Here is a 20112-nt window from a genome sequence, read left to right on the forward strand (position 1 = left end):
GCCCCCGGCCAGGCGGGCCGGGGGCGGCGTTTCCGTTCTCACGGGTCTTACGGGTCTTACGGGATCAGGGCGTAGGCCCGTTTGATGGTCTGGGTGACCTTGGTGTCTCCTGCGTCGACGGTGGCGCGCAGGGAGACGAAGTTGCCGGTGAGGGTGGCGGGGATGTGGACTTTCCAGCCCTTGTGGGTGCGGTGGAGTTCGACCTTGGTCCAGGTGGTGCCGTCGTCGGTGGAGGCCTCGACGGTGATGGCCTGGACGTTGGGCTTGGGGGTGCCTGCGGGGGTTTCGACCTGGAGGGGGATGCGTACGGCGGTGCCGGCCTTGGCCTGGTTGAAGTTGTTCAGGCCCTTGGGGGCGTAGCGGACCGAAAGGAGGGGCAGCGTTGTGAAGTCCGCCGTGCGGGCCGAGGGGAAGGTCCAGGTGCTTTCGACCGCGGTGGACAGGGCGGTGCGGGGGACGTCGCGTTTGACCGTCGCGGTGGCGGTGTACGTGCCTGCGGACTCGGGCACGGTGACGGCCAGCTCGCAGGGGGCGGGACCCTCGCAGTGGGGGAAGTCCTGCCTGCCGAGTTCCCGGCCGTCCAGGGAGAGGCTGATGGTGCCGCTCGTCTTCAAATCGAAGCTGGTACGGCCGGCCACCGGGTCGGTGAACAGGGACGAGGCCGACACCCACATCTCATTCTGGTATCGCATGCTGCCGTACCGGTCGGCCGCGGGGCCGGCCACGGCGGCACCCCAGGTTTCGCGGTGAGTCCGCCCCTTGAGGACCGTCCCGCTGTCGAACACCTCGTATTCATTGCCGTGGATCACCCTGGAGTACCACGTGAGGGCACGTGAGGGGGTCCGGTACTGCGTCAGGGTGCTCGGTAGCGAAACGCGCGTGCCGCCGAACAGCATCGCCCCGTCACCGGGGGCGGCCCCGACGAGGAGTTGGGCTTCGCCGGCGACCCCGGGCGCGTGGTACTTGGACGTGACCTTCACGAGGGCGGCTGTCTTGCCGTGGTAGGCCGGATTGTCGGGAAGGCCGCCTGTGTGGTGCAGGGCCAGGTCGTAGCGGTAGGGGCTGATCGGCGCACCTTGCTTGTGCCAGACGGTGGAGGCCAGGTAGTCCACGCCGGGGAGGCGGGAGGGGATCACGTAGCCCGACGCGTTGGGGTCGGCGTCGAACACGACGTTCCCGAACTCGAACGAGGCCTGTCCCTGCCGATGCACCACGATCTGCGAGAGCACCTGGTCGGGAGTCGCGTCGGGCCGGTCGAGGCTGAAACGGATGGGGTTGCCCTGCCGCGCGTCCAGCACCACCGGTTCCGCGCCCGCCGCCACCTTCAAGGGGGCGTGAGCCAGTGTACTCGCCTGCTGAGAAGGAATGAGGGCACGGACGAACCAGTCGCCGAGGGGCAGGCGCACCGTGCCCGTTCCCGCGGTTACCGGAATGTCGGTGAACTTGCCCGAGGCAACGTTGTAGGCATAGGCCGACACCCTTTCGGCGGGGGCCTGCCCGTCACGGCCGATGACCTTGACGGTCACTTCGTGTGTTTCGGGTGCGATGTGTGCGCCGATGGGGGTGCGGACGGTGGTGTCGCCGGCGGTGGCGGTGATGACGGCGCTGTAGGCGCCGGTGGCGGCGCCCTTGGCGGCGATGGTCACGGTGACGGGTGCGGTTCCGCCCGCGGGCACTTGGACCTGTGGGGTGGACAGGGTGATGAGTCCGGCGGGGAGTGCTCCGCCGCTGTTCTCGACGGCGAGGTCGAGGGTGGCGGGTGCGGTGCCGTGGTTGGTGTAGGTGAGGGTTTTGGTGGTCTGCTGGGTGTCGCTGTGGGGCCAGGGGAGTTCGGCGGAGAGGGTGCCGGGGTCCGCGGTGACGCTTTGCGTGATGGCGCGGGAGACGTCGATGCGTCCTGCGCCTTGTTCGAAGGGGGTGTTGGTGCCTTGTTTGACGGCGCTGCCGGTGAGGGCGGCTTTGAGTTGCCTGCCGGTCCAGGTGGGGTGGCGCTGGGCGAGGATGGCGGCTGCGCCGACGACGTGGGGGGTGGCCATGGAGGTGCCGCTCATGGCTGTGTAGGGGCTGGTGGCGGTGCCTTCGGCTGCGGCGGCGGTGATGCCGACGCCGGGGGCGGTGACGTCGGGTTTGAGGCCCTTGTCGTGGTCGCGGGGGCCGGTGCTGGAGAAGCCGGCCAGGGTGTTGTTCTTGTCGACGGCGCCGACGGTGAGGGCTTCGTCGGCGCTGCCGGGTGAGCCGATGCTCTGGGGGCCGCTGTTGCCGGCTGCGACGACGAACAGGGTGCCGGTGGTGGTGCTGAGGGTGTTGACGGCTTGTTCGATGGGGTCGATGTCGGGGGTGTCGGGGCCGCCGAAGCTCATGTTGACAACTTTGGCTTTGACGTGGTTGGCGGCCCAGTCGAGTCCGGCGAGGATGGCGGAGTCGGTGATGAAGAAGTCGCCGATTTTTCCGATGGCGAGTTTGGCGTCGGGGGCGACGCCTTTGTATTTGCCGGTGGAGGCGGCTCCTGATCCTGCGATGGTGGTGGCGACGTGGGTGCCGTGGCCGATGTTGTCGCGGGTGTCGGTGGTCTGGTCGGAGAAGTTGCGTGCCTGGGTGACGACGCCTTTCAGGTCGGGGTGGTTGGCGTCGTAGCCGCTGTCCAGGACGGCGACGGTGATGCCTTTGCCGGTGAGTCCCTGGGTCCAGGCGGTGGTGGCTTTGATCTGTTCGACGCTCTTGTCGAGGTTGAACTGGCGTTTGCCGTCGAGCCAGAGTTTTTCGACGCCGCCCGCCATGGTTTTCGCCTGCGCACCGGTCCCGGCGAGGTCTTTCCAGAGTTCGGCGGCCTTGTTCTTCGGTACTCGCGAGCTGGTGAAGCCGAGGGCGGGGATCGGTTCGGCCTGCTGAGCCGCTTTGAGCGTGGGAGTCGCGCCCTTGGCGGATTCGGTGATGACGGGGATGTCGCCTCGTTCGGCGTCGCCGTACCCGAAGGCCAGCAGTTGGGTGACGTCGAACAGCCGCTTGTCCAGCAGACCGCTCGCGATCAGCGGTTCGGCGTCGGAAGGGATCACCGTGAGGGCGCCCTTGTGCAGGACCGTGGAGAACTGCACTGCGCGGTTCCCCGCCGGTTCGATCCGCGCCACCGGCTTGCCCGCCTGGTCATACCTCAGCGTGACCTTGTCACCGGTGATGAGGGTGACCGTCCCGGAACGGTGGTTGGCGGAGGGCTTCGGAGCGGGGCTCGCCGGGCCGGTCTGTGCGGCGGCCTGGGTGCTGAGGCCGCCGACCGAGAAGGCCAGGGCTAAAGCCGTGAGACCTGCTGTGCGTTTCATGCGTCCCCTTCGGTGAATGCGGGCACGGCGAAGGCCGCCGCGGCCCTTGGTGTTCGACCGAGCTGAGTGACTCAAGGCGAGGCGAAGTCCAACGGGTGCCCCGCCCGTGGAAAGAAGCCGCACGAGGTCAGGAGGTGCGGCCATGAAACATCAGGACTCATCCGGAGCCGGTTTCGGCAGCGCGCAATCGTGTCCCCGTGCGCCGCTCGCCGAGATTCCCCGGAGCAGATGATCCATTGATCAACGCGACCTTACGCCGGGATACGAGCCATGGTCAATGTCCGTAAATATCGGCATTTAATTTGCGCCTGGGTTCCGTAATGCGATGGACCGGACCGTCCGGTGGGTGGACACTGAACCAATGGAGTCCCGGCCTGCGGTCGACGACGACGCGCTGGCACGCGAGGCGCTGTCCGTGCTCGACGCCAACTGGACCGGCCGCGCGACGATGCCGGCGCCCGGGCTCTACCCGCACCAGTGGAGCTGGGACTCCGCCTTCGTGGCGATCGGTCTGGCCCGATCGCACCCGTCGCGGGCCATGGCGGAGCTGCGGGGAGCCCTCGCCGGACAGTGGCGCGACGGCATGGTGCCCCATATGATCTTCCGCACAGCGGAGGCGTACTTCCCCGGGCCCGCGGTCTGGCGGTCGCAGGACCACGAGGACGCCCCGGCCGACCTCCCCACCTCAGGGCTGACGGCCCCGCCGCTCCACGCGCTCGCGGCCTGGTGGATCTGGCGCCACCACGGCGACCGGGCGGTCGGGTTCGTGCGCGAGGCCTATCCCCGGCTCGCCGCCCACCACGACTACCTCGCCGCGACCCGCGACCTCGGCGGGTCGGGGCTCGCGGCGATCGTCCACCCCTGGGAGTCGGGCATGGAGGACAGCCCCGCCTGGGACCGGCCGCTGGCCGCCCTCCCCGGGGCGCCGCCGAACGGCGCCGGCCCCGCCGGCTACACCGACCATTTCGTGTGGCTGGCGACGCGCTATCGCGACTCGGGCTACCGGCCGGAATACCTCGGGCAGGAGCACCCGTTCGCGGTCGAGGACCCGATGTTCAACGGCATGTGGCTGGCGGCCTGCGAGGCGCTCGCCGAGCTCGCCCCCGTCGCCGGAGCCGACTCCCGCCCCCACGCGGAGCGTGCCGCCCGCATCCGCCGGGCCCTGCTCGACCGGCTGTGGGACGGCGGCTTCCACGCCAGGGACCTCCGCACCGGACGACTGCTCCGCCTCGCCACCGTGGGCGGGTTCGGGCCGCTGCTCGACCCGGGCATGCCCGGCGACCGCGTGGAGGACATGGTGCGCACGCTGTCGTCGGCGCGCTTCATGGGAGCCTCGGGCTATCCGGTGCCGAGCTGCGACGTCCGCGCCGAGCAGTTCGACCGGGCGCGCTACTGGCGCGGCCCGTCGTGGATCAACATGAACTGGCTGCTGTGCCGGGCCTGTGCCGTACACGGCCTGTGGGACCTCGCGGAGGGGCTCGCCGCGGACACGCTGCGGCTGGTGCGCCAGGCGGGATTCCGGGAGTGCTACGACCCGTTCGACGGCAGCGGCCGGGGATGCCGGGACTTCTCGTGGTCGGCGGCGCTGACGCTGGACCTGCTGGCCGACGGCGGCGTGCTGGACGGGGGAGCCGGACGGTGCCGGTGACACGGGGCGGATAGCGTGTCCGGCATGAGGTTCTCGTTTCGTTCCCAGCGCCTGCCCGCCTCGGTTCGTACGGCACTCGCCACCGAACCGGGCGAACGCGTCCTGACCCACGCGCGGTCGGGGGAGGACGGCTATGTGGTGGCGACCGACCAGGCGCTGTTCCTCCCCGACGGCACCCGCCTGCCGTGGCACCTGGTCGACAAGGCGTCCTGGGACGAGGAGGGGCTGACCATCGTGCCCACGCGCGGGGCGTCGCACCGCGTGCCGGCGGCGGAGCCGGGACGACTCCCCGAGGTCGTGCGCGAACGTGTGATGCATTCCATCGTGGTGAGCAAATACGTCACCTTGGAGGAGCGCGGCGGCGGGGTGCGCATCGTGGCCCGGCGCCGGCCGGGGACGAGCGAACTGCTCTGGGAGTTCGCCTTCGACCCCGGCATGGATCCCGACGATCCCGGGCTGCGCGCGCTGGCCGAGCAGGCACTGGAAGGCATGCGCCGCACGATGGGCGTGTGACACGGGGACGCGGGTGACCCGGGGACGCAAGAGGGGACCCGGAGGACCCGGAGGACAGGGGGTACTGGGGGGACGCGGCAGGCGCGCGTTGCGGCTTCTCAGTGGTGCGTCGGCGTGTGCCTGGTCGGCTCCTGCTCCTCGTAGGGCCAGCCGGTGCCGGTGTCCTTCTCGTATTCCTCCTGACGCAGGAACGGCAGTCGGCCCGCGGCGTCGCCCACCTTGGCCTTGGCGAGGCTCGCGACGCGCGACGCCTGTGCCCCGACCAGTCCGGCGGCCTCCTGCACGGAGGGGTTGTCCGCCACGCGCTGCGCGGTGCGTTTGATCTGCTCGTAGCGCTCGCGGCCCGCCTTGCTGCCCAGCACGTAACCCACCGCCAAGCCTGCCGCGAACGTGATCCGGTAACGCATCGTTGCACCTCCGCCTTGCTTCTCCGGGGGGCCGTCGCTCCGCCCGCGCTCCCGTACGTAGGGTAGGCCGCTTGTTTTCGACCTACCCCACACCATTGCATGCGACACGCACCCCTCAGAGTGCGCTAATCTAGTTCCGCGCCGGAGGGACAGGCCCGAAAGGTCCTGGAGCTCACGGCGCGAGGTCGATCCCGCGTAGCTCAATCGGCAGAGCGTCCGGCTGTTAACCGGCAGGTTATAGGTTCGAGTCCTATCGCGGGAGCCATCGACTGAGCCCCAGAAGGCCAGCCTTCTGGGGCTTCTTCGTTGTGGTTCTCCTTCCCGTTCCCGGCGATCGCCGGTGCCCGTCCCCGCCCTCGAGGTCGCCTCGCGGGCGTGACTCCTTCGAGTTCCAAGGACATGTGCGAGATCGGGGGACAAATCACGGTCAATCGCAGAAAATGATCCTTGCTGCGTCCCGCATCGCCGTGCTCACTGCCGGTAACCGCGGGGCGTAGGCGCCGCGGACCATTCGTGATTGCAGTGGGGAAGGGCCACTGCACCAAGGGCACCGGAGCCGCCCGGAACGGCGAAGGCACCCGTGAGCAGAGTGTGGCGGTTAACACGTGCTGACCTGGAGAAGGTCCCAGCGCCAGGCGCTGGAGTCAGTCGATGGTGCCCAACTTCCGGTGATCAACTCCTATCCTCCGCGTACTGCGCAAGCCCCTTTCCCCCCTCCCCGGGAGTTCGCCGCCGACGAGGGGGCCGCCGAGGAGTTCATCCGGCTCTTCCACGCGGAGAATCCGTCGGCCGGTCCTGTGGAGCACCGGCTGCGGGAGGTCATGTCCGAGATATCCATGACGGGGACGTACACCCATACCTCCGAGGAGTTGACCTTCGGGGCCCGCGTCGCCTGGCGCAACAGTGCACGGTGCATCGGCCGGCTCTACTGGCGTTCCATGCGGGTGCGAGACCGGCGCCATGTGGAGACGGCCGAGCAGGTCGCGGACGAGTGCGTCGGCCACCTGCGCGAGGCCGAGCAGAGCGGGCGGATCCGGCCGACGATCACGGTGTTCGCGCCGGACCGCCCGGGAAGGCCCGGACCGAAGATATGGAATGAGCAGCTCATCCGCTACGCGGGCTACCGGGAGGCCGACGGGTCCGTGCTCGGCGACCCCCGATACGTGGATTTCACGGAAATGGTGCGCCGTTGGGGGTGGCGCGGGGGAGCGGGCACGCCCTTCGACGTGCTCCCGTTGGTGATCTCCGCCGGGCAGGGCACGCCGAAGATGTTCGAGGTGCCCGAGGACGCCGTGGTGGAGGTGGACCTCGTCCACCCGTCGTACCCGTGGTTCGCCGAGTTCGGACTGCGCTGGCACGCCATACCCGCGATCTCCAACATGTGCCTGGAGATCGGCGGGATCTGCTACCCGGCCGCGCCGTTCAACGGGTGGTACATGGGCACCGAGATCGGGGCGCGCAACCTGGGCGACGCCGATCGGTACAACCTGCTGGAGGCGGTCGCCGTACGGCTCGGCCTGGACACCGGCCACGAGCGGACCCTCTGGCGCGATCACGCCCTGGTCGAGTTGAACGTGGCAGTGCTGCACTCGTTCGAGGCCGCGGGAGTGACCATTAGCGACCACCACACCGAGTCGCGTCGGTTCCTCCAGCATGTGGAGCGCGAGGAGAAGGCCGGGCGGGTCTGCCCCGCGGACTGGACGTGGATCGTGCCACCCATGTCGGGCTCGGCCACGCCGGTCTTCCACCGCTACTACGACGAGGCGGAGCTCTCCCCGGCGTTCGTGCAGCACCCGGAGGCGGTCGAGCGGGGGCTCGGGCGGCTCGTGAACTGATCGGCTGGGCTGATCGGCTCCTGATCGGCTGGGCTCGGCTGATCGCGTGAAGTGACGAAGAGGGCTTCCGCCGTACCGCTGTCGCGGAGGTACGGCGGAAGCTTCTTTGTTCAGGTGTGGGCGTACTCTTGACAGAGATTCATGTATTTCCTACTTTTTAAATGGGTTAGCGCATCGGGAAGCGCAGAACGTCTGGATCGACGCACGGCCGCCGGGGCACGGGAACCCCAGTGATCGTCCTTAGCGGATGGTGAGGTCCGCGAGGCGGTCGGTGCGGTCCAGATGGCGGCCACCCGGCGGCGGAGGCTGGCCGCCGCCGGGTGGCCACGCCCGGCGCTCGCCGTACAGCCGGACATTCACCAGAGGGGAGCAACCGGTGGCCGTCCCCCGCAGCGAGGAGGACCCGCGGGAACGCGGGTCCGCCGCGGCGCCGCCGCTCATCCGGGTACGCGACCTGCGGGTGGCGTTTCGCCGGGCGGAGGTCGTGCGCGGGATCTCGTTCACCGTGTCCCGCGGCGAGTGCGTGGCCATCGTGGGGGAGTCGGGTGCGGGAAAGAGCGTCGCCCTGCGCTCCCTGGTCGGACTGGCCGGCGCCGGCGCCTCGGTGCGCGCCTCCCGCCTTCAGATCGGCGGCCATGACGCCCGCGCGTTCCGCACCCGCGATTTCCGGCGGTTGCGCGAGCGGCTGACCGGTCTGGTGACGGCGGACGCGCCCATGGCGTACGGCAGGCCGCGCGCGATCGGCGACGAGATCGCCACCGCGCTGGACACCCACCCCGAGTTGATCGTTCTGGACGACCCCCTGTCCACCCTCGACCCCGTCGCCCGCACCCGCCATCTGCGCCTGCTCGCCGAACGCCGCGACGCGGGGACGGCGGTGCTCGTCACCGGCCACGACCTCGCCGCGCTCGCCTCCGTCGCCGACCGGGTGCTGGTCATGCACGACGGCGTCATCGTGGAGGAGGGCCCGGCCCAGACGGTCACCGCGGACCCGCGCCACCCCCGCACGCGGAGGCTGCTCGCCGCCACGGCGTCCGGCGCGTCACGCGGCACCCGCCTCGCCGCCGTCACCCGGGACGGGGTCGCGCTCCGCCCGGCGCTGCCTCCGCGGAGGATCGACATCCGGTCGGTCGTCGTGGACGCCGTCCACCTCACCGCGCGCGGCAGGGCCGGTGAGATCGTGACCGACGTCTCCTTCCGGATCCACAGGGGGGAGACGCTCGGCGTCATCGGGGAGTCGGGGGCGGGCAAGTCGACCCTCGGCAGGCTGCTGGCCGCCCGCACGCGGCCCGCGGCCGGCGAGGTCTATCTGCACGGCAGGCCGTGGTCATGGCTGCCTGAGCGGAGCAGGCGGCCGTGGCGCTCCATGATCCAGTTGATCCCGCAGGAGCCTCTCGAATCCGTAGGCCCCCGGCACACCGTCGAACGCCTCATCGGTGAGTCCTTGAGCGCGCTGCCCGGCTACGCGCGGCGGGCGCGGGTCGCCGACCTGCTCGACCGTGTCGGCCTGCCGGCCTCCGTCGCGGGCCTGCGCCCGCGCGCGCTGTCGCGAGGTGAACGGCAGCGCGTCGCCGTGGCCCGCGCCCTGGCACCGCGACCCGACCTCATCGTCTGCGATGACCCGGTGGCGGCGCTTCCCACCTCGGGCAAGGCGGAGATCCTCGACCTGCTCGCCGAGACGCAGGCGGCCGACGGGACCGCGCTGATGTTCATCTCCCACGATCTGGGGGTCGTCCACCACGTCAGCGACCGCGTGCTCGTCATGGACGGCGGTCGCGTCGTCGAGGAGGGGGACGTGGACGACGTTTTCTTCCTGCCCCGGCACCGGCGCACCGAGGCCCTGCTGGCCGCGGCGCCCCCCGTGCTCTCCCCGAGATGAACCCGTCTCCTTGAGGGGGCACCGCCCCGGCTCCCTCAAGGAGACGGCCGCGAAGAGAGGAGAAAGGAGGTGGTGCGAGGAGGCGATCCGGCCGAGCATCCCGCCGTGGTGCCCGCCCTCCGTGTGGGGCGGGCACCACGTGCTCACTCCACGCCCTGCTAGTCCACCTTGCGGGCGCCCGCCGAGGGCACCGCCGGAAGGAAACGCGGCGTGCCCCACCCGCGTTCGTCGAACGCGGCGCCGACGGCCTGCCGTACGGTCGCCACCCGGTCGTCCGGAACCAGCGCCAAGGCCGACCCGCCGAAGCCGCCGCCCAGCATGCGGGCCCCGCGCGCCCCGCCCCGGACCGCGGCCTCCACTGCGGCATCCAGCTCCGGGCAGGACACCTCGAACTGGTCGCGCAGCGACAGGTGCGTGGCGTTCAGCAGCGCCCCCAGATCGGCCACCGCGCCCGCCCGCAGCAGGCCCACAGCGGCCTCCACCCGGTGGTTCTCCGTCACCACGTGGCGCACGCGGGCCGCCAGGGTCGCGTTCAACGTCGCCAGAGACCCCGCCAGGTCCTCCACCTCGCGCAGCGACTCCACGCCGAGCAGCCGGGCGGCGTCCTCGCACTCGGCCCTGCGCCGCGCGTAACGGCCGTCGCTCAGCTCGCGGCGGACCCCCGTGTCGATGATCAGCAGGGTGAGGCCGTGGTCGGAGGGGCGCAGCGGAACGTTTCTGCCCCCGCCGCTCGCGCAGTCGAGGAACAGGGCGTGGCCCTCGCGGCAGAGCGTCGAGGCCGCCTGGTCGAGCATCCCGCACGGCACCCCGGCCACCTCGTTCTCGGCGGCGCGGGCCACCTCGACCAGGTCGCGATCGGCCAGGCCCAAGCCGTACAGCTCGTTGAGGGCGCACGCCACGGCCACCTCCAGGGCCGCGCTGGACCCCAGCCCGGCGCCCGCGGGCACATCGCCGTCGATCAGCAGATCGGCTCCGCCCACCTCGTGGCCCGCCGCGCGCAGCGCCCAGAACACCCCCGTGACGTAGCGCTCCCAGCCGCTGCCCTGGTCGTCGGCCCGCAGTGTGCGCGGGCCGGTCGGGACGTCCCGCTGCAGCGAACGCAGCCGCACCGTGCCGACGGCGTTGCGCGCCGCGGCCACGGTGACGCCCCAGGGCAGCGCGAACGGCAACGCCAGGCCGCCGCTGTGGTCGGTGTGCTCGCCGATCAGGTTGGCCCGGCCCGGGGCACGCCACGCCAGCTCGTGGGCGCGACCGTAGGTCGCGAGGAAGACCTCGCCAATGCTCATCGGAACTCCTTGGGTCGCAGGTAGGTTAGCCTGCCGGAGTGGAACCCCGACTGCCGTCACCCCTGATGGAGATCGAGGACCGGCGTCTTCCGGGCGTGAGGCTGCTCCTGAAGCGGGACGACCTCATCCACGCCCAGGTGACCGGCAACAAGTGGCGCAAGCTCAGCGGCAACCTGGGGCACGAACGCGTCCTGGCCTTCGGCGGGGCGCACTCCAACCTGATCCGCGCCGTCGCCTCCGCGGGGCACCTGCTGGGGTTCGAGACGATCGGCGTGATCCGCGGGGAGGAGCACCGTCCGCTGAACCCCACCCTGGCTCACGCCGTGGCGTGCGGGATGCGGCTGACATATCTCGATCGGACGACGTATCGCCTCAAGCACACCCAGCCGGTGATCGACGCCCTCCGGGCCCGCTGGGGGCCCTTCCACCTGCTTCCCGAAGGCGCCGGCAACGCCGCCGCCGTCGTCGGCTGCGCCGCGATCGCCGAGGAGATCGGCGACCTGGCCGACGTCATCTGCTGTCCCGTCGGCACCGGGGGCACGCTCGCGGGCATCTCCGCCGGGTTGACGGGAGCGCGGCGCGCGGTCGGCTTCGCCGTACTCAAGGGGGGCGCCTTCCTGCGGGACGAGGTGGCCCGCCTGCAGCGGGAGGCGATCGGCCGCGTGAAGGACGACTGGACGATCGAGCTCGACTACCACTTCGGGGGGTATGCCCGATGTCCCGCCGAGCTTGAGGGGTTCGCCGCGGACTTCGAGGCGCGCCACGGCGTGCCGGTCGAGCGGATCTACGTCGCCAAGATGCTGGCCGGGATCTTCGCCATGGTGCGGGAGGGGCGTTTCAGCCCGGGCACCCGCATCGCCGCGGTCGTCACCGGGGCGCCCTTCCCCAGTTGATCCCCGGCTGATTTCCGGCTCGGGCCCCGCTAATCGAACAGCAGCTTGCGTCCCTCGACCAGCAGGTCGATGCCGGTGCTTAGCTTGATCGCGGTCCAGATGATGACGCCCATCGCCAGCAGGGTCACCCCGACCACGAGGATGCGCACCGCCCAGCCCTGCCGCTTGAGCCATTCCGTCCAGGCGGCGAGGGTCCTCTTGCCGAAGTCGAGCAGCTTGTGCGCCCAGTGGAACTCGGTCGCCAGCACGGCGAGCCCGGCGAAGACGATCAGCCACCCGGGACCCGGGAAGGGGACGAGGATCAGGCCGCCGATCACGAGGATCGCGCCGATCGTGCCGATCGCGATCTTGAGCGTGAGCCGCCCCGTGCGGGTGGCGCGGATGCCGTCGAGCCACCCGTGCAGGCCGGTGCGCCGCACGCCCTCGTGTTTGAGATCCTTGACGTCTCCGGTCGTGAACGTCACGCCCTGCCGCGCGGGCTCGCGATCGGGCTTCTGGCCGGGGCGCTCGCCCGGCGGGCTCACGCCGTCCGCACTCTCGGCGGTGCTCCCCGCGTCAAGGGCGGCGCCGTCGTCGCTCTGCGTGTTTCGGCCGCTGACCTCGTCGCGGCGCCCCGGGCCGTGTGCGCCCTTGGAAATGGACACAAGCGTCCCCCTGGCTGTCGATGTGGTTTCCAGGATAGGCGGCCGGGCCGCGATCGACGCTCGACCGAAGGCGTCGGGGGTGTCTTTGCGTACGCCATCGATTCCGGCTCGGCAAGGTGACACAGCGTATTAACAAGGCAAAATTTTAAGCTCTAGTGTCACTTTCACAGTAATTCTCGGCTAATGTCCGTTCATGCGTGAGCCCCTTATCCGCACGGTCGCCGGTCCCGTCCCCGCCTCCGGGATCAACGGCACCGTCCTCCCGCACGAGCACCTGCGGGTCGACCTCCGCTGGGGAGTGCGCGTCGAGTCCGACCCCGCGCGGTGGCTCGACGAAGAACAGGCCGTCACCGACGAGCTCCGCACGCTCCGCGACACCCAGAACCTCGGCCTGGTCGTCGAACAGACCTGCCTCGGCATGGGACGCGACGCCATCTCCCTCACCCGCGTCGCCGCGGCCTCCCACGTCGCCGTCGTCGCCGCCACCGGCCTGTTCACCGAGCCGTTCACCGGCGAGATGTGCAAGACCTCCGACATCGGAGCCCTGACCGACCACCTTCTCACGGAGATCTTCTCCGGCCTCGACGGCACCAACGTCATCCCTGGTGTCATCGGCAAAGTCGGCACCTGGGGCGCCGAACCCACCCCCGCCGAAGAACGCGCCCTCATCGCCGCGGCCCGTGCCTCCCGCACCACCGGCCTGCCCGTCTCCGCATGTGGCGGCGGCGGCTTCACCGTCCTCGAAATCCTCCTCGGCGAAGACCTCCCCGGCCGGCGCATCGCGGTCGCCGTGACCGGCCCCGACCCCGCCGTCCTCCGCAAGATCGCCGGAACCGGCGCCTACATCACCCTCAACACGCTCGACCTTCCCCTGGACCACGCCGTACGCATCGCCTGCACCCTCATGGACGAAGGCCACACCGACCGCCTGCTCGTCAGCACCGGCCTCTCCCGAGTGGCCCAGCTCCGCAAATACGACGGCCCCGGCTACGGCCACTGCCTGCGCGACCTCCTCCCCGCACTCCGCCGCGCCGGCGCCGACGACGCCGCCGTCCGCGCCATCACCCACACCAACCCCCTGGCCTGGCTCACCTCCGCCCAGTGACCCTGGTCCGCGACCCGGATCCGAGCCGAGGGTCGGCCAAGGCCTCGACGACCTCTGCACCGCGCATGATCACGCTCGCGTTGGGAAGATCACGGTAGCGCCGCATGGCGGAAAGCACGTCCGTGAAAGGCTGTTCGGCGAGGGCTAGGGCGACTTCTCCGGCTTGGGCGGCGTCACCGGACTCCACGAGACGACGCCAGTCCCGGAGCACGGAAACCGTGCGAACAAAGGCAAGGGCCCGCCCGCGTACAAGGGTCGAACGGTTGAGGCCGAACACCGCGATGGTGCACTCACCTCTCGCGGTGAGATGCTCGTAGATCCCGGTGCTCAGAACAAGTTCAAGGTGATCGTAGGGATCCTCGGCCGAGGGGTCGATGAGCAGCGGAAGGCCGTTCGGGTCCCGAGGAAACCGCTCTCGCTTGTGGTTGCTGTTGCAGTGCGAACCTGCCAGCAGGTGGTTAGGCCAGTCGGAGGGGAACCTCTATGAGAGGTTCGAAGTGGTCGATGTCTGTGCCGAGGTTGTCGCCGCAGTACATACAGCGGCTGATGCCTGCGGCCATGCCGGAGAGAACGCCGGTCAGTTCCTTGCGAGTGGATTTCGCGGATTTCCACGAGGTACGTGCCTTGGCGGTTCCGTCCGCAGGACATCCACTCAGGGCGGTGCGGAGTCTGTCGGTGTGGACACCGAGTCGTCGGCCAAGTCCTTCGGGGAGCACGGGTCGGCTGAGGCGGATCACGGGATATCGGCGATCCGCGCCGTCACTTCGTCAACCCGCGCGGAGAGGGAGCTTGTGAGCTTGTCACGGAGTCCCTTGTAATCCGCCAGTTCTTCGGCGGTCGCCTGGCCTCGAAGGACGGCGCGCTCTAGGCGCGTGAGTCGGCGGCGGAGATCTTCCGCGCGGTCGGAGTACGGAGAATCCACGCCGAACAGATCGCTGAGCAAGGCGTCGTCACCGCTTCCGTACACGACCCTCTCGTAAAGGTCCTCGTCGACGACGCGGGGTGGGGTTTCCTCATCGACGCCGGGCAGCCTGATCAGGCCGCCCGGATCGGCGCTCTGGCAGATATAAGGACTGTGGGAGCTCACGATGAACTGGATGGCGGGGAAGTGCTCCTTGAGCCATCCTCCGATCTTCTTCTGCCAGCTCACGTGGAGATGAGCGTCGATCTCATCGATCAGAACCACACCCGGGGCGAAGACCCGGGCCTTGCCTTCGGTGGGCCAGTCTCCGAAGACGGAGGTGTAGGTCTCGTTGAGCTGCCGGACCAGATCCAGGACGAGAGCTGTCACGGTGCGGTAGCCGTCGCTCATCTCGCGAAGGGAAATCGTCTGCCCGTCACGAGTGACCCATAGGCCGTCGCGGTCAACGCATTCGATCTGGAAACCGTCAGGAAGCAGGCCGTCGTTGAGAAGGTCGATGACGAAGCTCAGGAGTTCGGCGGCTCCCGGCCTCCCTTCGAGTCGCCGAAGGTGCAGATCTATCAGCCACGTGACGCTTTCGGCGAGGGAGGCGTCCTCGTGGAACAGGCCGGCCAGGCGGGATACGGGCCCGCCGGCCAGCATGAGGCGCTGGGCATCGCTGGAGCCGCCCACCAATCTTCTGAACGGTCCGTATCCCGCGAAGAACCACCCCTGCGGATTGTCCGCCCAGGGGCCCCGGGCGGCGGTGGTCCCTTCACTGTGCAGGCTCGGATGAGGGGCGTGTCTTCCCGAGTCTTCAAAACGCTCGCGAGTCCACGTCAGACGAGCGGGGAACGCCTTGTCCTTCGACACGCGGCCGCGGCCGGTGAACTCGTCCCACTTCCTGTCCGGCACGACGGCCGCTTCGACGAAACCTTGCTGTCTGCCGTGGGAGAGCCAGCCGTCGAACGCGGGCACCAGGCTCCGGGCGACGGAAGGCCCTGCCGCCGCCAATGCGGCGGCGCGGAGGAGCGTGCTTTTGCCTGACCCGTTGCGACCGGCGAGAACTGTCCAGCCGGCCTGGGTGCCCTCCGGTCGGGTCAGCTGGAGATCCACACTGCGTCCGCCGTAAAAGCCGCGTACGCCCGAGATCTTGATCTCGGCGATGTACATCGTCGGCTCCCGTCCGTGGTCCTGCCGTTCACCTTGAACGATAGGGCCATGGCGAAGGCCCTATCGTGCTCCCTTGTTCCCGCGTTCGTCAGGCGTCGCAGTCGCCGCGGCAGGAGGAGGATTCGCGGGCGGCGGGGGTGAGGATGCGGCGGGGGCCGGGGCCTTCGGTGGACAAGACGTCCTGCGGGTTGGCGAGGGCGCAGCGGCTGAGGGAGAGGCAGCCGCAGCCGATGCAGTCTTCCAGGTCGTCGCGGAGTCTGAGCAGTTGGTCGATGCGTTCGTCGAGCTCGGTGCGCCAGGAGGCGGAGAGGACGGCCCAGTCTTTGCGGGTGGGCGTACGGCCCTCGGGCAAGGTGGCCAGGGCCGCTTCGATGGCTTTGAGGGGGATGCCCACCCGCTGGGACACGCGGATGAAGGCGACGCGGCGCAGGGTGTCCCGGGCGTAGCGGCGCTGGTTGCCCGCCGTACGGCGGCTGCTGATCAGGCCTTTGGCCTCGTAGAAGTGCAAGGCTGACACGGCCACGCCGCTGCGGGCGGCGAGTTCGCCGACGGTCAACTCATTGGTCTGCGGCACACGGTCGACTCTAATGCCCAGATGACCCAAAGCGGTCAATCGATGTTGACCAAACCCGCACCTAGGAACGATCTAACCGTACTCGTTATATTTCCTGACTCAAGTGGATTGCGGCTCTCTCAACGCGAACCCTACGGTCCATTTATGGATCTGGAGTTCCGCCACCTCAAGATCGTGAGCGCGGTCGCCGACGCCGGAAGCGTCAGTAAGGCGGCGACCCTGCTCGGACTTGCGCAACCGGCGCTGACCGCTCAGCTCAAGCGCATCGAGCGCACACTCGGGGGCTCCTTGTTCGAACGGGACCGCAACGGGGCGCGGCCCACACCTTTGGGAGAACTTGTCCTGACCCGCGCGCGGGTGCTGCTGCCCGCGGCGCGGGAACTCCAGGAGGAAGCCGTACGATTCGCCAACACCGTCGGTGACATGCCGAGCTACAGACTCGGGGCCACCAACGGCCCGATCCTGGGCGGCGTCGTCGACCGCCTGGCCAATACACACCCCGCCACCCCGGTGCGCACCCACACGTCATGGTCCGCGGTCGACCTCACCTCCATGGTCGCCACGGGCAGGCTCGACTTCGTGCTCGTCGGCTCGTGCGGCGACAGCAGACCGCCGGCGGGGGACCCGGTGAACTGGATGAACGTCGCGGTGGACCCGGTGTTCGTCCTGCTCGGGGAGGAGCATCCGCTGGCCGAGAGAAAGGAAGTGGATCTGTCGGAGTTGGCGGACGAGCAGTGGGCCCTCACACCGGGGGACGGCTGCTTCGCCGACTGCTTCGCCGCGGCCTGCGCCCGGGCCGGTTTCACACCGCAGACCATCTACGAGACGGATGTCGCGACATGTGTTCACCTCGCCCAGGTCGGGCGCGCCGCCGTACTCTGCCAGGCGCCCTTCGCCCTCACACCCGGCCTCGTCATGCTGCCGCTCGTGGGAGCGCCGCTGCACTGGCGCCACCTCCTCGGTTACCACCCGGAGGGGCGCGCAGCGCTCGCTGCTCCTCTGATCGCCGAACACGCCAAGGCCGCCCACCACGACGCGGTACAGCGAAGTCCCCGGTACCTGGATTGGCTTGTCCGTAATCCTGAATTTGGGACAGCACCATAACGCGACGATAGGGGCGAAATGATAGCTCCGCGCGTCGGGGGGCCGCCGTTACGGTGACGGCACCCCCCGATAGCGAGGAGACAGCATGCTCCGCAGACGCGCCATGGTTGCGGGAATCACCACCGCGATCGCCGCCCTCGCCCTGGCGGCCACCCCCGCCGCCGCCGCACCGGCCGACCCGGCCGCCCAGGCGGACTCCCTCGCCCAGGCGGCCGCGGCCAAGCCCCCACCCGGCGTGATCAGCGCCATGCAGCGCGACCTCGGCCTCAACGCCGAGCAGGCCGCCACGCGACTGCTCAACGAAGGACGCGCAAGCCGTACCGAGCCCACGCTCCGCAAGAAGATCAAAGGCGACTTCGCCGGATCATGGCTGACCGGCAAGACCGGCACCCTCGTCGTGGCCACCGTCGACCCCGCCGACACCGCCACCATCACCAAGGCCGGTGCGCAGGCCAAGGTCGTCCAGCGGAGCCTCCGCGACCTCACCAAGGTCAAGGAAGGTCTCGACGCCGCGGCCGAACACGCCAGCGTCGAGGCGCCCGTGTGGTACGTCGACGTCCAGAGCAACAGCGTCGTCGTCCTCGCCCAAGACACCGCCGCGGGCGACGCGTTCGTCGCGGCGAGCGGCGTCGACACGTCAGCCGTACGCGTCGTGAAGTCCGACGAGCAGCCGAAGGCGTACAACGACGTCCGAGGCGGGGACGCCTACTACATCGGCCCCTACCGCTGCTCCGTCGGCTTCTCCGTCACCCGCGGCAGCACGCCCGGCTTCGTGACCGCCGGCCACTGCGGCGACGTCGGCAACACCACCCAAGGCTTCAACCGGGTCGCCCAGGGCACCTTCGAAGGGTCGTCCTTCCCCGGCAACGACTACGCCTGGGTCTCCGTCAACTCGCAGTGGACCCCGCGCGGCGTCGTGAACGGCTACAGCGCCGGAGAGATCGCCGTCGCCGGATCGCAGGAGCAGATCGAAGGCGCCTCCGTCTGCCGGTCCGGATCGACCACCCAGTGGCGCTGCGGCACCATCCAGCAGCGCAACACCAGCGTGACCTACCCCGAAGGCACCATCACCGGCGTCACCCGCACCAGCGCCTGCGCCGAAGGCGGCGACTCCGGCGGCTCCTACATCTCTGGCAACCAGGCTCAGGGCGTCACCTCCGGCGGATCCGGCAACTGCTCCGTCGGCGGCACCACCTACTTCCAGCCGGTCAACGAGATCCTCAGCGTGTACGGCCTCACCCTGGTGACCAACACCGGCAACCCGCCGCCCCAGGGCTGCGCGAACTACCAGAACCAGTACAACGGCTCCCTGACGGCCAACCAGAACGTCTACCAGCCGACCGGCGGCTCCTATACCACCACCGTCTCCGGCACCCACGCCGCCTGCCTCGACGGTCCCGCCGGCGTCGACTTCGACCTCTACCTCCAGAGGCTCAACGGCAACACTTGGACCACCGTCGCCACCAGCAACAGCCCCAACCCTGACGAGACCATCAGCTACAACGGCGCACCCGGCACATACCGCTACCGCGTCCACGCCTACAGCGGCTCCGGCACCTACACCCTGGGCATCAACCGGCCGTAAGCCCCCCACGGCCAGCCCATCCCGGCGCCGCCGCCCTTCATCGGGGCGGCGGCGCCCATCCACGCCCGGCACCCGCCGGGCTGTCGGCTGCCACGTTCAAGTGATCTATCCTGTCGTCTACGCGCGGGACACGCCTCACGGCGACTATGCTCCCGTCATGCACGGTGACACAGCCGTGGCCCAGGCACACCCCCAGGGGCGGTAGCTCAGCCGGTCAGAGCAGCGGACTCATAATCCGTCGGTCGTGGGTTCAAGTCCCACCCGCCCTACCCTGTTAGACCAGGCGATCCCTTGATCGTCGAGCAGGTCGTCCATGGCCGAGTCGTCCGATTTCAAGGTCATGGCAGACCATTGGCAGACCATTCGGTTCACTCATGCATCGCGGGACGCCCGTGGGATCAACGCGACGGCCGCCTTCGCCGCGTGAGGTGGGGCCGCACCTCAACTCGATGCCACGTCGCCATCGAGCCCCAGGCGGCGCAGCGCTTCGAGCGATACACGATCAACGCCGACCATCGGATCATCGATGGCGCCCTGGCCGCGCAGTTCCTCGCCACCCTCGCCGGGCTGCTCGAACATCCACTGCGGATCCTGGCGTGACCCGGATCGTATCGCCGCCTCAGGAAGACGACGCCGAGGTGTCGGCGTCTCCCCTCGGTGTCGAGTTTCCTGGTGTTCTTCACCGACGACCTGAATGCGACGCAGTCGGTGCTGTTCTGGCTGCTGGGCAGCCTGCCGGGCTCGTCCTGGCCGCAGGTCGCGCCGTCGGTGGGCGTCGTCGTCGCGTCGGCCGCGGCTCTGATGGCCGTCACTCCTGGCTGGACGCGCTCTCTGTCGGGGAGGGTCACCGCCAGGACATCGATTGCGGACGTCTCTAATCCACGTCCACGCCGTTTCACATCGGCGTACCTTATCGATCTGGCGCGTTGGAAAACGACGGCCCTATCGGGGGCGTTGAGGACGGTCGGCGCGCCGGAGGGGGATGGGTTGCCCCGGGCGGGTTTGTAAGGCACTTCTGATGCGTGTGTGGTCGTTCATTGCTAATTGTCCATCGTCGTTCCAGGTAATAGGCTGGAAGGTAGATAACAATTGGGTGTTTCCCTGAAGTCAAGGCTTTCGGGGCTTATTGTCTGCGGCAGCGAGCGAAAGGCTGGGTGGACAAATGGCGCATCGTCGCGTGGAAAAGGGTGAATCTGGGCGTTCTGGGCCGCTGGGGCGTGTCCGCAGTCTCGGCTCGTTCCAGAAGGCGGC

The 20112-nt window shown here is 69.4% G+C and carries 16 protein-coding genes and 2 tRNA genes; 12 read left to right on the top strand and 6 right to left on the bottom strand.

Annotated features, from left to right (window positions below; genetic code table 11):
- Positions 1-56: 56 nt before the first annotated feature.
- The gene (locus BLQ73_RS34450; RefSeq protein WP_176955233.1) at positions 57-3314 is read right to left on the bottom strand and encodes a S8 family peptidase; all 3258 of its coding nucleotides are present in this window, start codon (positions 3312-3314) and stop codon (positions 57-59) included.
- 346 nt (positions 3315-3660) lie between these two features.
- On the opposite strand from BLQ73_RS34450, the gene BLQ73_RS02835 reads away from it, so the two are divergent.
- Positions 3661-4962, top strand: coding sequence for an MGH1-like glycoside hydrolase domain-containing protein (locus BLQ73_RS02835; RefSeq protein ID WP_245690744.1), 1302 nt, complete (start codon positions 3661-3663; stop codon positions 4960-4962).
- 24 nt (positions 4963-4986) lie between these two features.
- Positions 4987-5475: a hypothetical protein gene (locus BLQ73_RS02840; protein WP_093167921.1), complete on the top strand. Its 489-nt coding sequence runs from the start codon at positions 4987-4989 to the stop codon at positions 5473-5475.
- Between the two features lie 98 nt (positions 5476-5573).
- Here BLQ73_RS02840 and BLQ73_RS02845 read toward each other — a convergent pair whose 3' ends face one another.
- Positions 5574-5882, bottom strand: coding sequence for a YtxH domain-containing protein (locus tag BLQ73_RS02845; protein WP_093167923.1), 309 nt, complete (start codon positions 5880-5882; stop codon positions 5574-5576).
- A gap of 189 nt (positions 5883-6071) precedes the next feature.
- Here BLQ73_RS02845 and BLQ73_RS02850 point away from each other — a divergent pair.
- The 3 genes from BLQ73_RS02850 to BLQ73_RS02860 all read left to right on the top strand — a co-directional run bounded on the left by BLQ73_RS02850 (position 6072) and on the right by BLQ73_RS02860 (position 9596).
- Positions 6072-6147: transfer RNA gene (locus tag BLQ73_RS02850), tRNA-Asn, on the top strand.
- Between the two features lie 403 nt (positions 6148-6550).
- A complete protein-coding gene (locus BLQ73_RS02855) occupies positions 6551-7717 on the top strand; it encodes a nitric oxide synthase oxygenase (protein ID WP_176955234.1) in 1167 nt (388 codons plus the stop codon).
- Between the two features lie 376 nt (positions 7718-8093).
- The gene (locus BLQ73_RS02860) at positions 8094-9596 is read left to right on the top strand and encodes an ABC transporter ATP-binding protein (protein ID WP_245690745.1); all 1503 of its coding nucleotides are present in this window, start codon (positions 8094-8096) and stop codon (positions 9594-9596) included.
- 158 nt (positions 9597-9754) lie between these two features.
- On the opposite strand, the gene galK is transcribed toward BLQ73_RS02860, so the two are convergent.
- Entirely contained in the window at positions 9755-10882 is a 1128-nt protein-coding gene (galK, locus tag BLQ73_RS02865) for a galactokinase (RefSeq protein ID WP_093167927.1), read from the bottom strand.
- 38 nt (positions 10883-10920) lie between these two features.
- On the opposite strand from galK, the gene BLQ73_RS02870 reads away from it, so the two are divergent.
- Entirely contained in the window at positions 10921-11775 is an 855-nt protein-coding gene (locus tag BLQ73_RS02870) for a 1-aminocyclopropane-1-carboxylate deaminase/D-cysteine desulfhydrase (protein ID WP_245690746.1), read from the top strand.
- Positions 11776-11804: 29 nt separating this feature from the next.
- Here the strand turns inward: BLQ73_RS02870 and BLQ73_RS02875 are convergent, their stop codons facing one another.
- A complete protein-coding gene (locus BLQ73_RS02875; protein ID WP_245690747.1) occupies positions 11805-12419 on the bottom strand; it encodes a TIGR02611 family protein in 615 nt (204 codons plus the stop codon).
- Positions 12420-12612: 193 nt separating this feature from the next.
- Here BLQ73_RS02875 and BLQ73_RS02880 point away from each other — a divergent pair, with 193 nt between their 5' ends.
- Positions 12613-13524 (top strand): phosphotriesterase family protein, encoded by a 912-nt coding sequence (locus BLQ73_RS02880; RefSeq protein WP_093167931.1) that lies wholly within the window; start codon positions 12613-12615, stop codon positions 13522-13524.
- A 733-nt stretch (positions 13525-14257) separates the two neighbouring features.
- Here BLQ73_RS02880 and BLQ73_RS02890 read toward each other — a convergent pair.
- Together BLQ73_RS02890 and soxR are read right to left on the bottom strand one after the other, a co-directional pair.
- Positions 14258-15598, bottom strand: coding sequence for an AAA family ATPase (locus BLQ73_RS02890; protein ID WP_093167933.1), 1341 nt, complete (start codon positions 15596-15598; stop codon positions 14258-14260).
- Between the two features lie 88 nt (positions 15599-15686).
- The gene (soxR, locus tag BLQ73_RS02895; RefSeq protein WP_093167935.1) at positions 15687-16172 is read right to left on the bottom strand and encodes a redox-sensitive transcriptional activator SoxR; all 486 of its coding nucleotides are present in this window, start codon (positions 16170-16172) and stop codon (positions 15687-15689) included.
- Between the two features lie 144 nt (positions 16173-16316).
- Between soxR and BLQ73_RS02900 the strand changes: the two genes are divergently transcribed.
- The 5 genes from BLQ73_RS02900 (at position 16317) to BLQ73_RS32045 (ending at position 19869) form a co-directional block, all read left to right on the top strand.
- Positions 16317-17276 carry a LysR family transcriptional regulator gene (locus BLQ73_RS02900; protein ID WP_093167937.1) on the top strand — a complete coding sequence of 320 codons (960 nt, stop codon included), beginning with the start codon at positions 16317-16319 and terminating at the stop codon, positions 17274-17276.
- A gap of 85 nt (positions 17277-17361) precedes the next feature.
- Positions 17362-18861 (top strand): S1 family peptidase, encoded by a 1500-nt coding sequence (locus tag BLQ73_RS02905; protein WP_093167939.1) that lies wholly within the window; start codon positions 17362-17364, stop codon positions 18859-18861.
- A 195-nt stretch (positions 18862-19056) separates the two neighbouring features.
- Positions 19057-19130: transfer RNA gene (locus tag BLQ73_RS02910), tRNA-Ile, on the top strand.
- Between the two features lie 154 nt (positions 19131-19284).
- Positions 19285-19461, top strand: a complete 177-nt coding sequence (locus BLQ73_RS33065) for a 2-oxo acid dehydrogenase subunit E2 (protein ID WP_218125588.1) — start codon at positions 19285-19287, stop codon at positions 19459-19461.
- 72 nt (positions 19462-19533) lie between these two features.
- Entirely contained in the window at positions 19534-19869 is a 336-nt protein-coding gene (locus BLQ73_RS32045) for a hypothetical protein (protein ID WP_176955235.1), read from the top strand.
- Positions 19870-20112 lie beyond the last annotated feature (243 nt).

It is taken from the genome of Sinosporangium album (assembly GCF_900100605.1).
Lineage (GTDB): Bacteria > Actinomycetota > Actinomycetes > Streptosporangiales > Streptosporangiaceae > Sinosporangium > Sinosporangium album.

Excerpts from the sequence above, each read along its gene's own strand:
- BLQ73_RS02900 (WP_093167937.1), top strand. The coding sequence starts at position 16,317 with ATGGATCTGGAGTTCCGCCACCTCAAGATCGTGAGCGCGGTCGCCGAC.
- BLQ73_RS02905 (WP_093167939.1), top strand. The coding sequence starts at position 17,362 with ATGCTCCGCAGACGCGCCATGGTTGCGGGAATCACCACCGCGATCGCC.
- BLQ73_RS34450 (WP_176955233.1), bottom strand. The coding sequence starts at position 3,314 with ATGAAACGCACAGCAGGTCTCACGGCTTTAGCCCTGGCCTTCTCGGTC.
- BLQ73_RS02845 (WP_093167923.1), bottom strand. The coding sequence starts at position 5,882 with ATGCGTTACCGGATCACGTTCGCGGCAGGCTTGGCGGTGGGTTACGTG.
- BLQ73_RS02840 (WP_093167921.1), top strand. The coding sequence starts at position 4,987 with ATGAGGTTCTCGTTTCGTTCCCAGCGCCTGCCCGCCTCGGTTCGTACG.
- galK (WP_093167927.1), bottom strand. The coding sequence starts at position 10,882 with ATGAGCATTGGCGAGGTCTTCCTCGCGACCTACGGTCGCGCCCACGAG.
- BLQ73_RS02890 (WP_093167933.1), bottom strand. The coding sequence starts at position 15,598 with ATGTACATCGCCGAGATCAAGATCTCGGGCGTACGCGGCTTTTACGGC.
- BLQ73_RS02880 (WP_093167931.1), top strand. The coding sequence starts at position 12,613 with ATGCGTGAGCCCCTTATCCGCACGGTCGCCGGTCCCGTCCCCGCCTCC.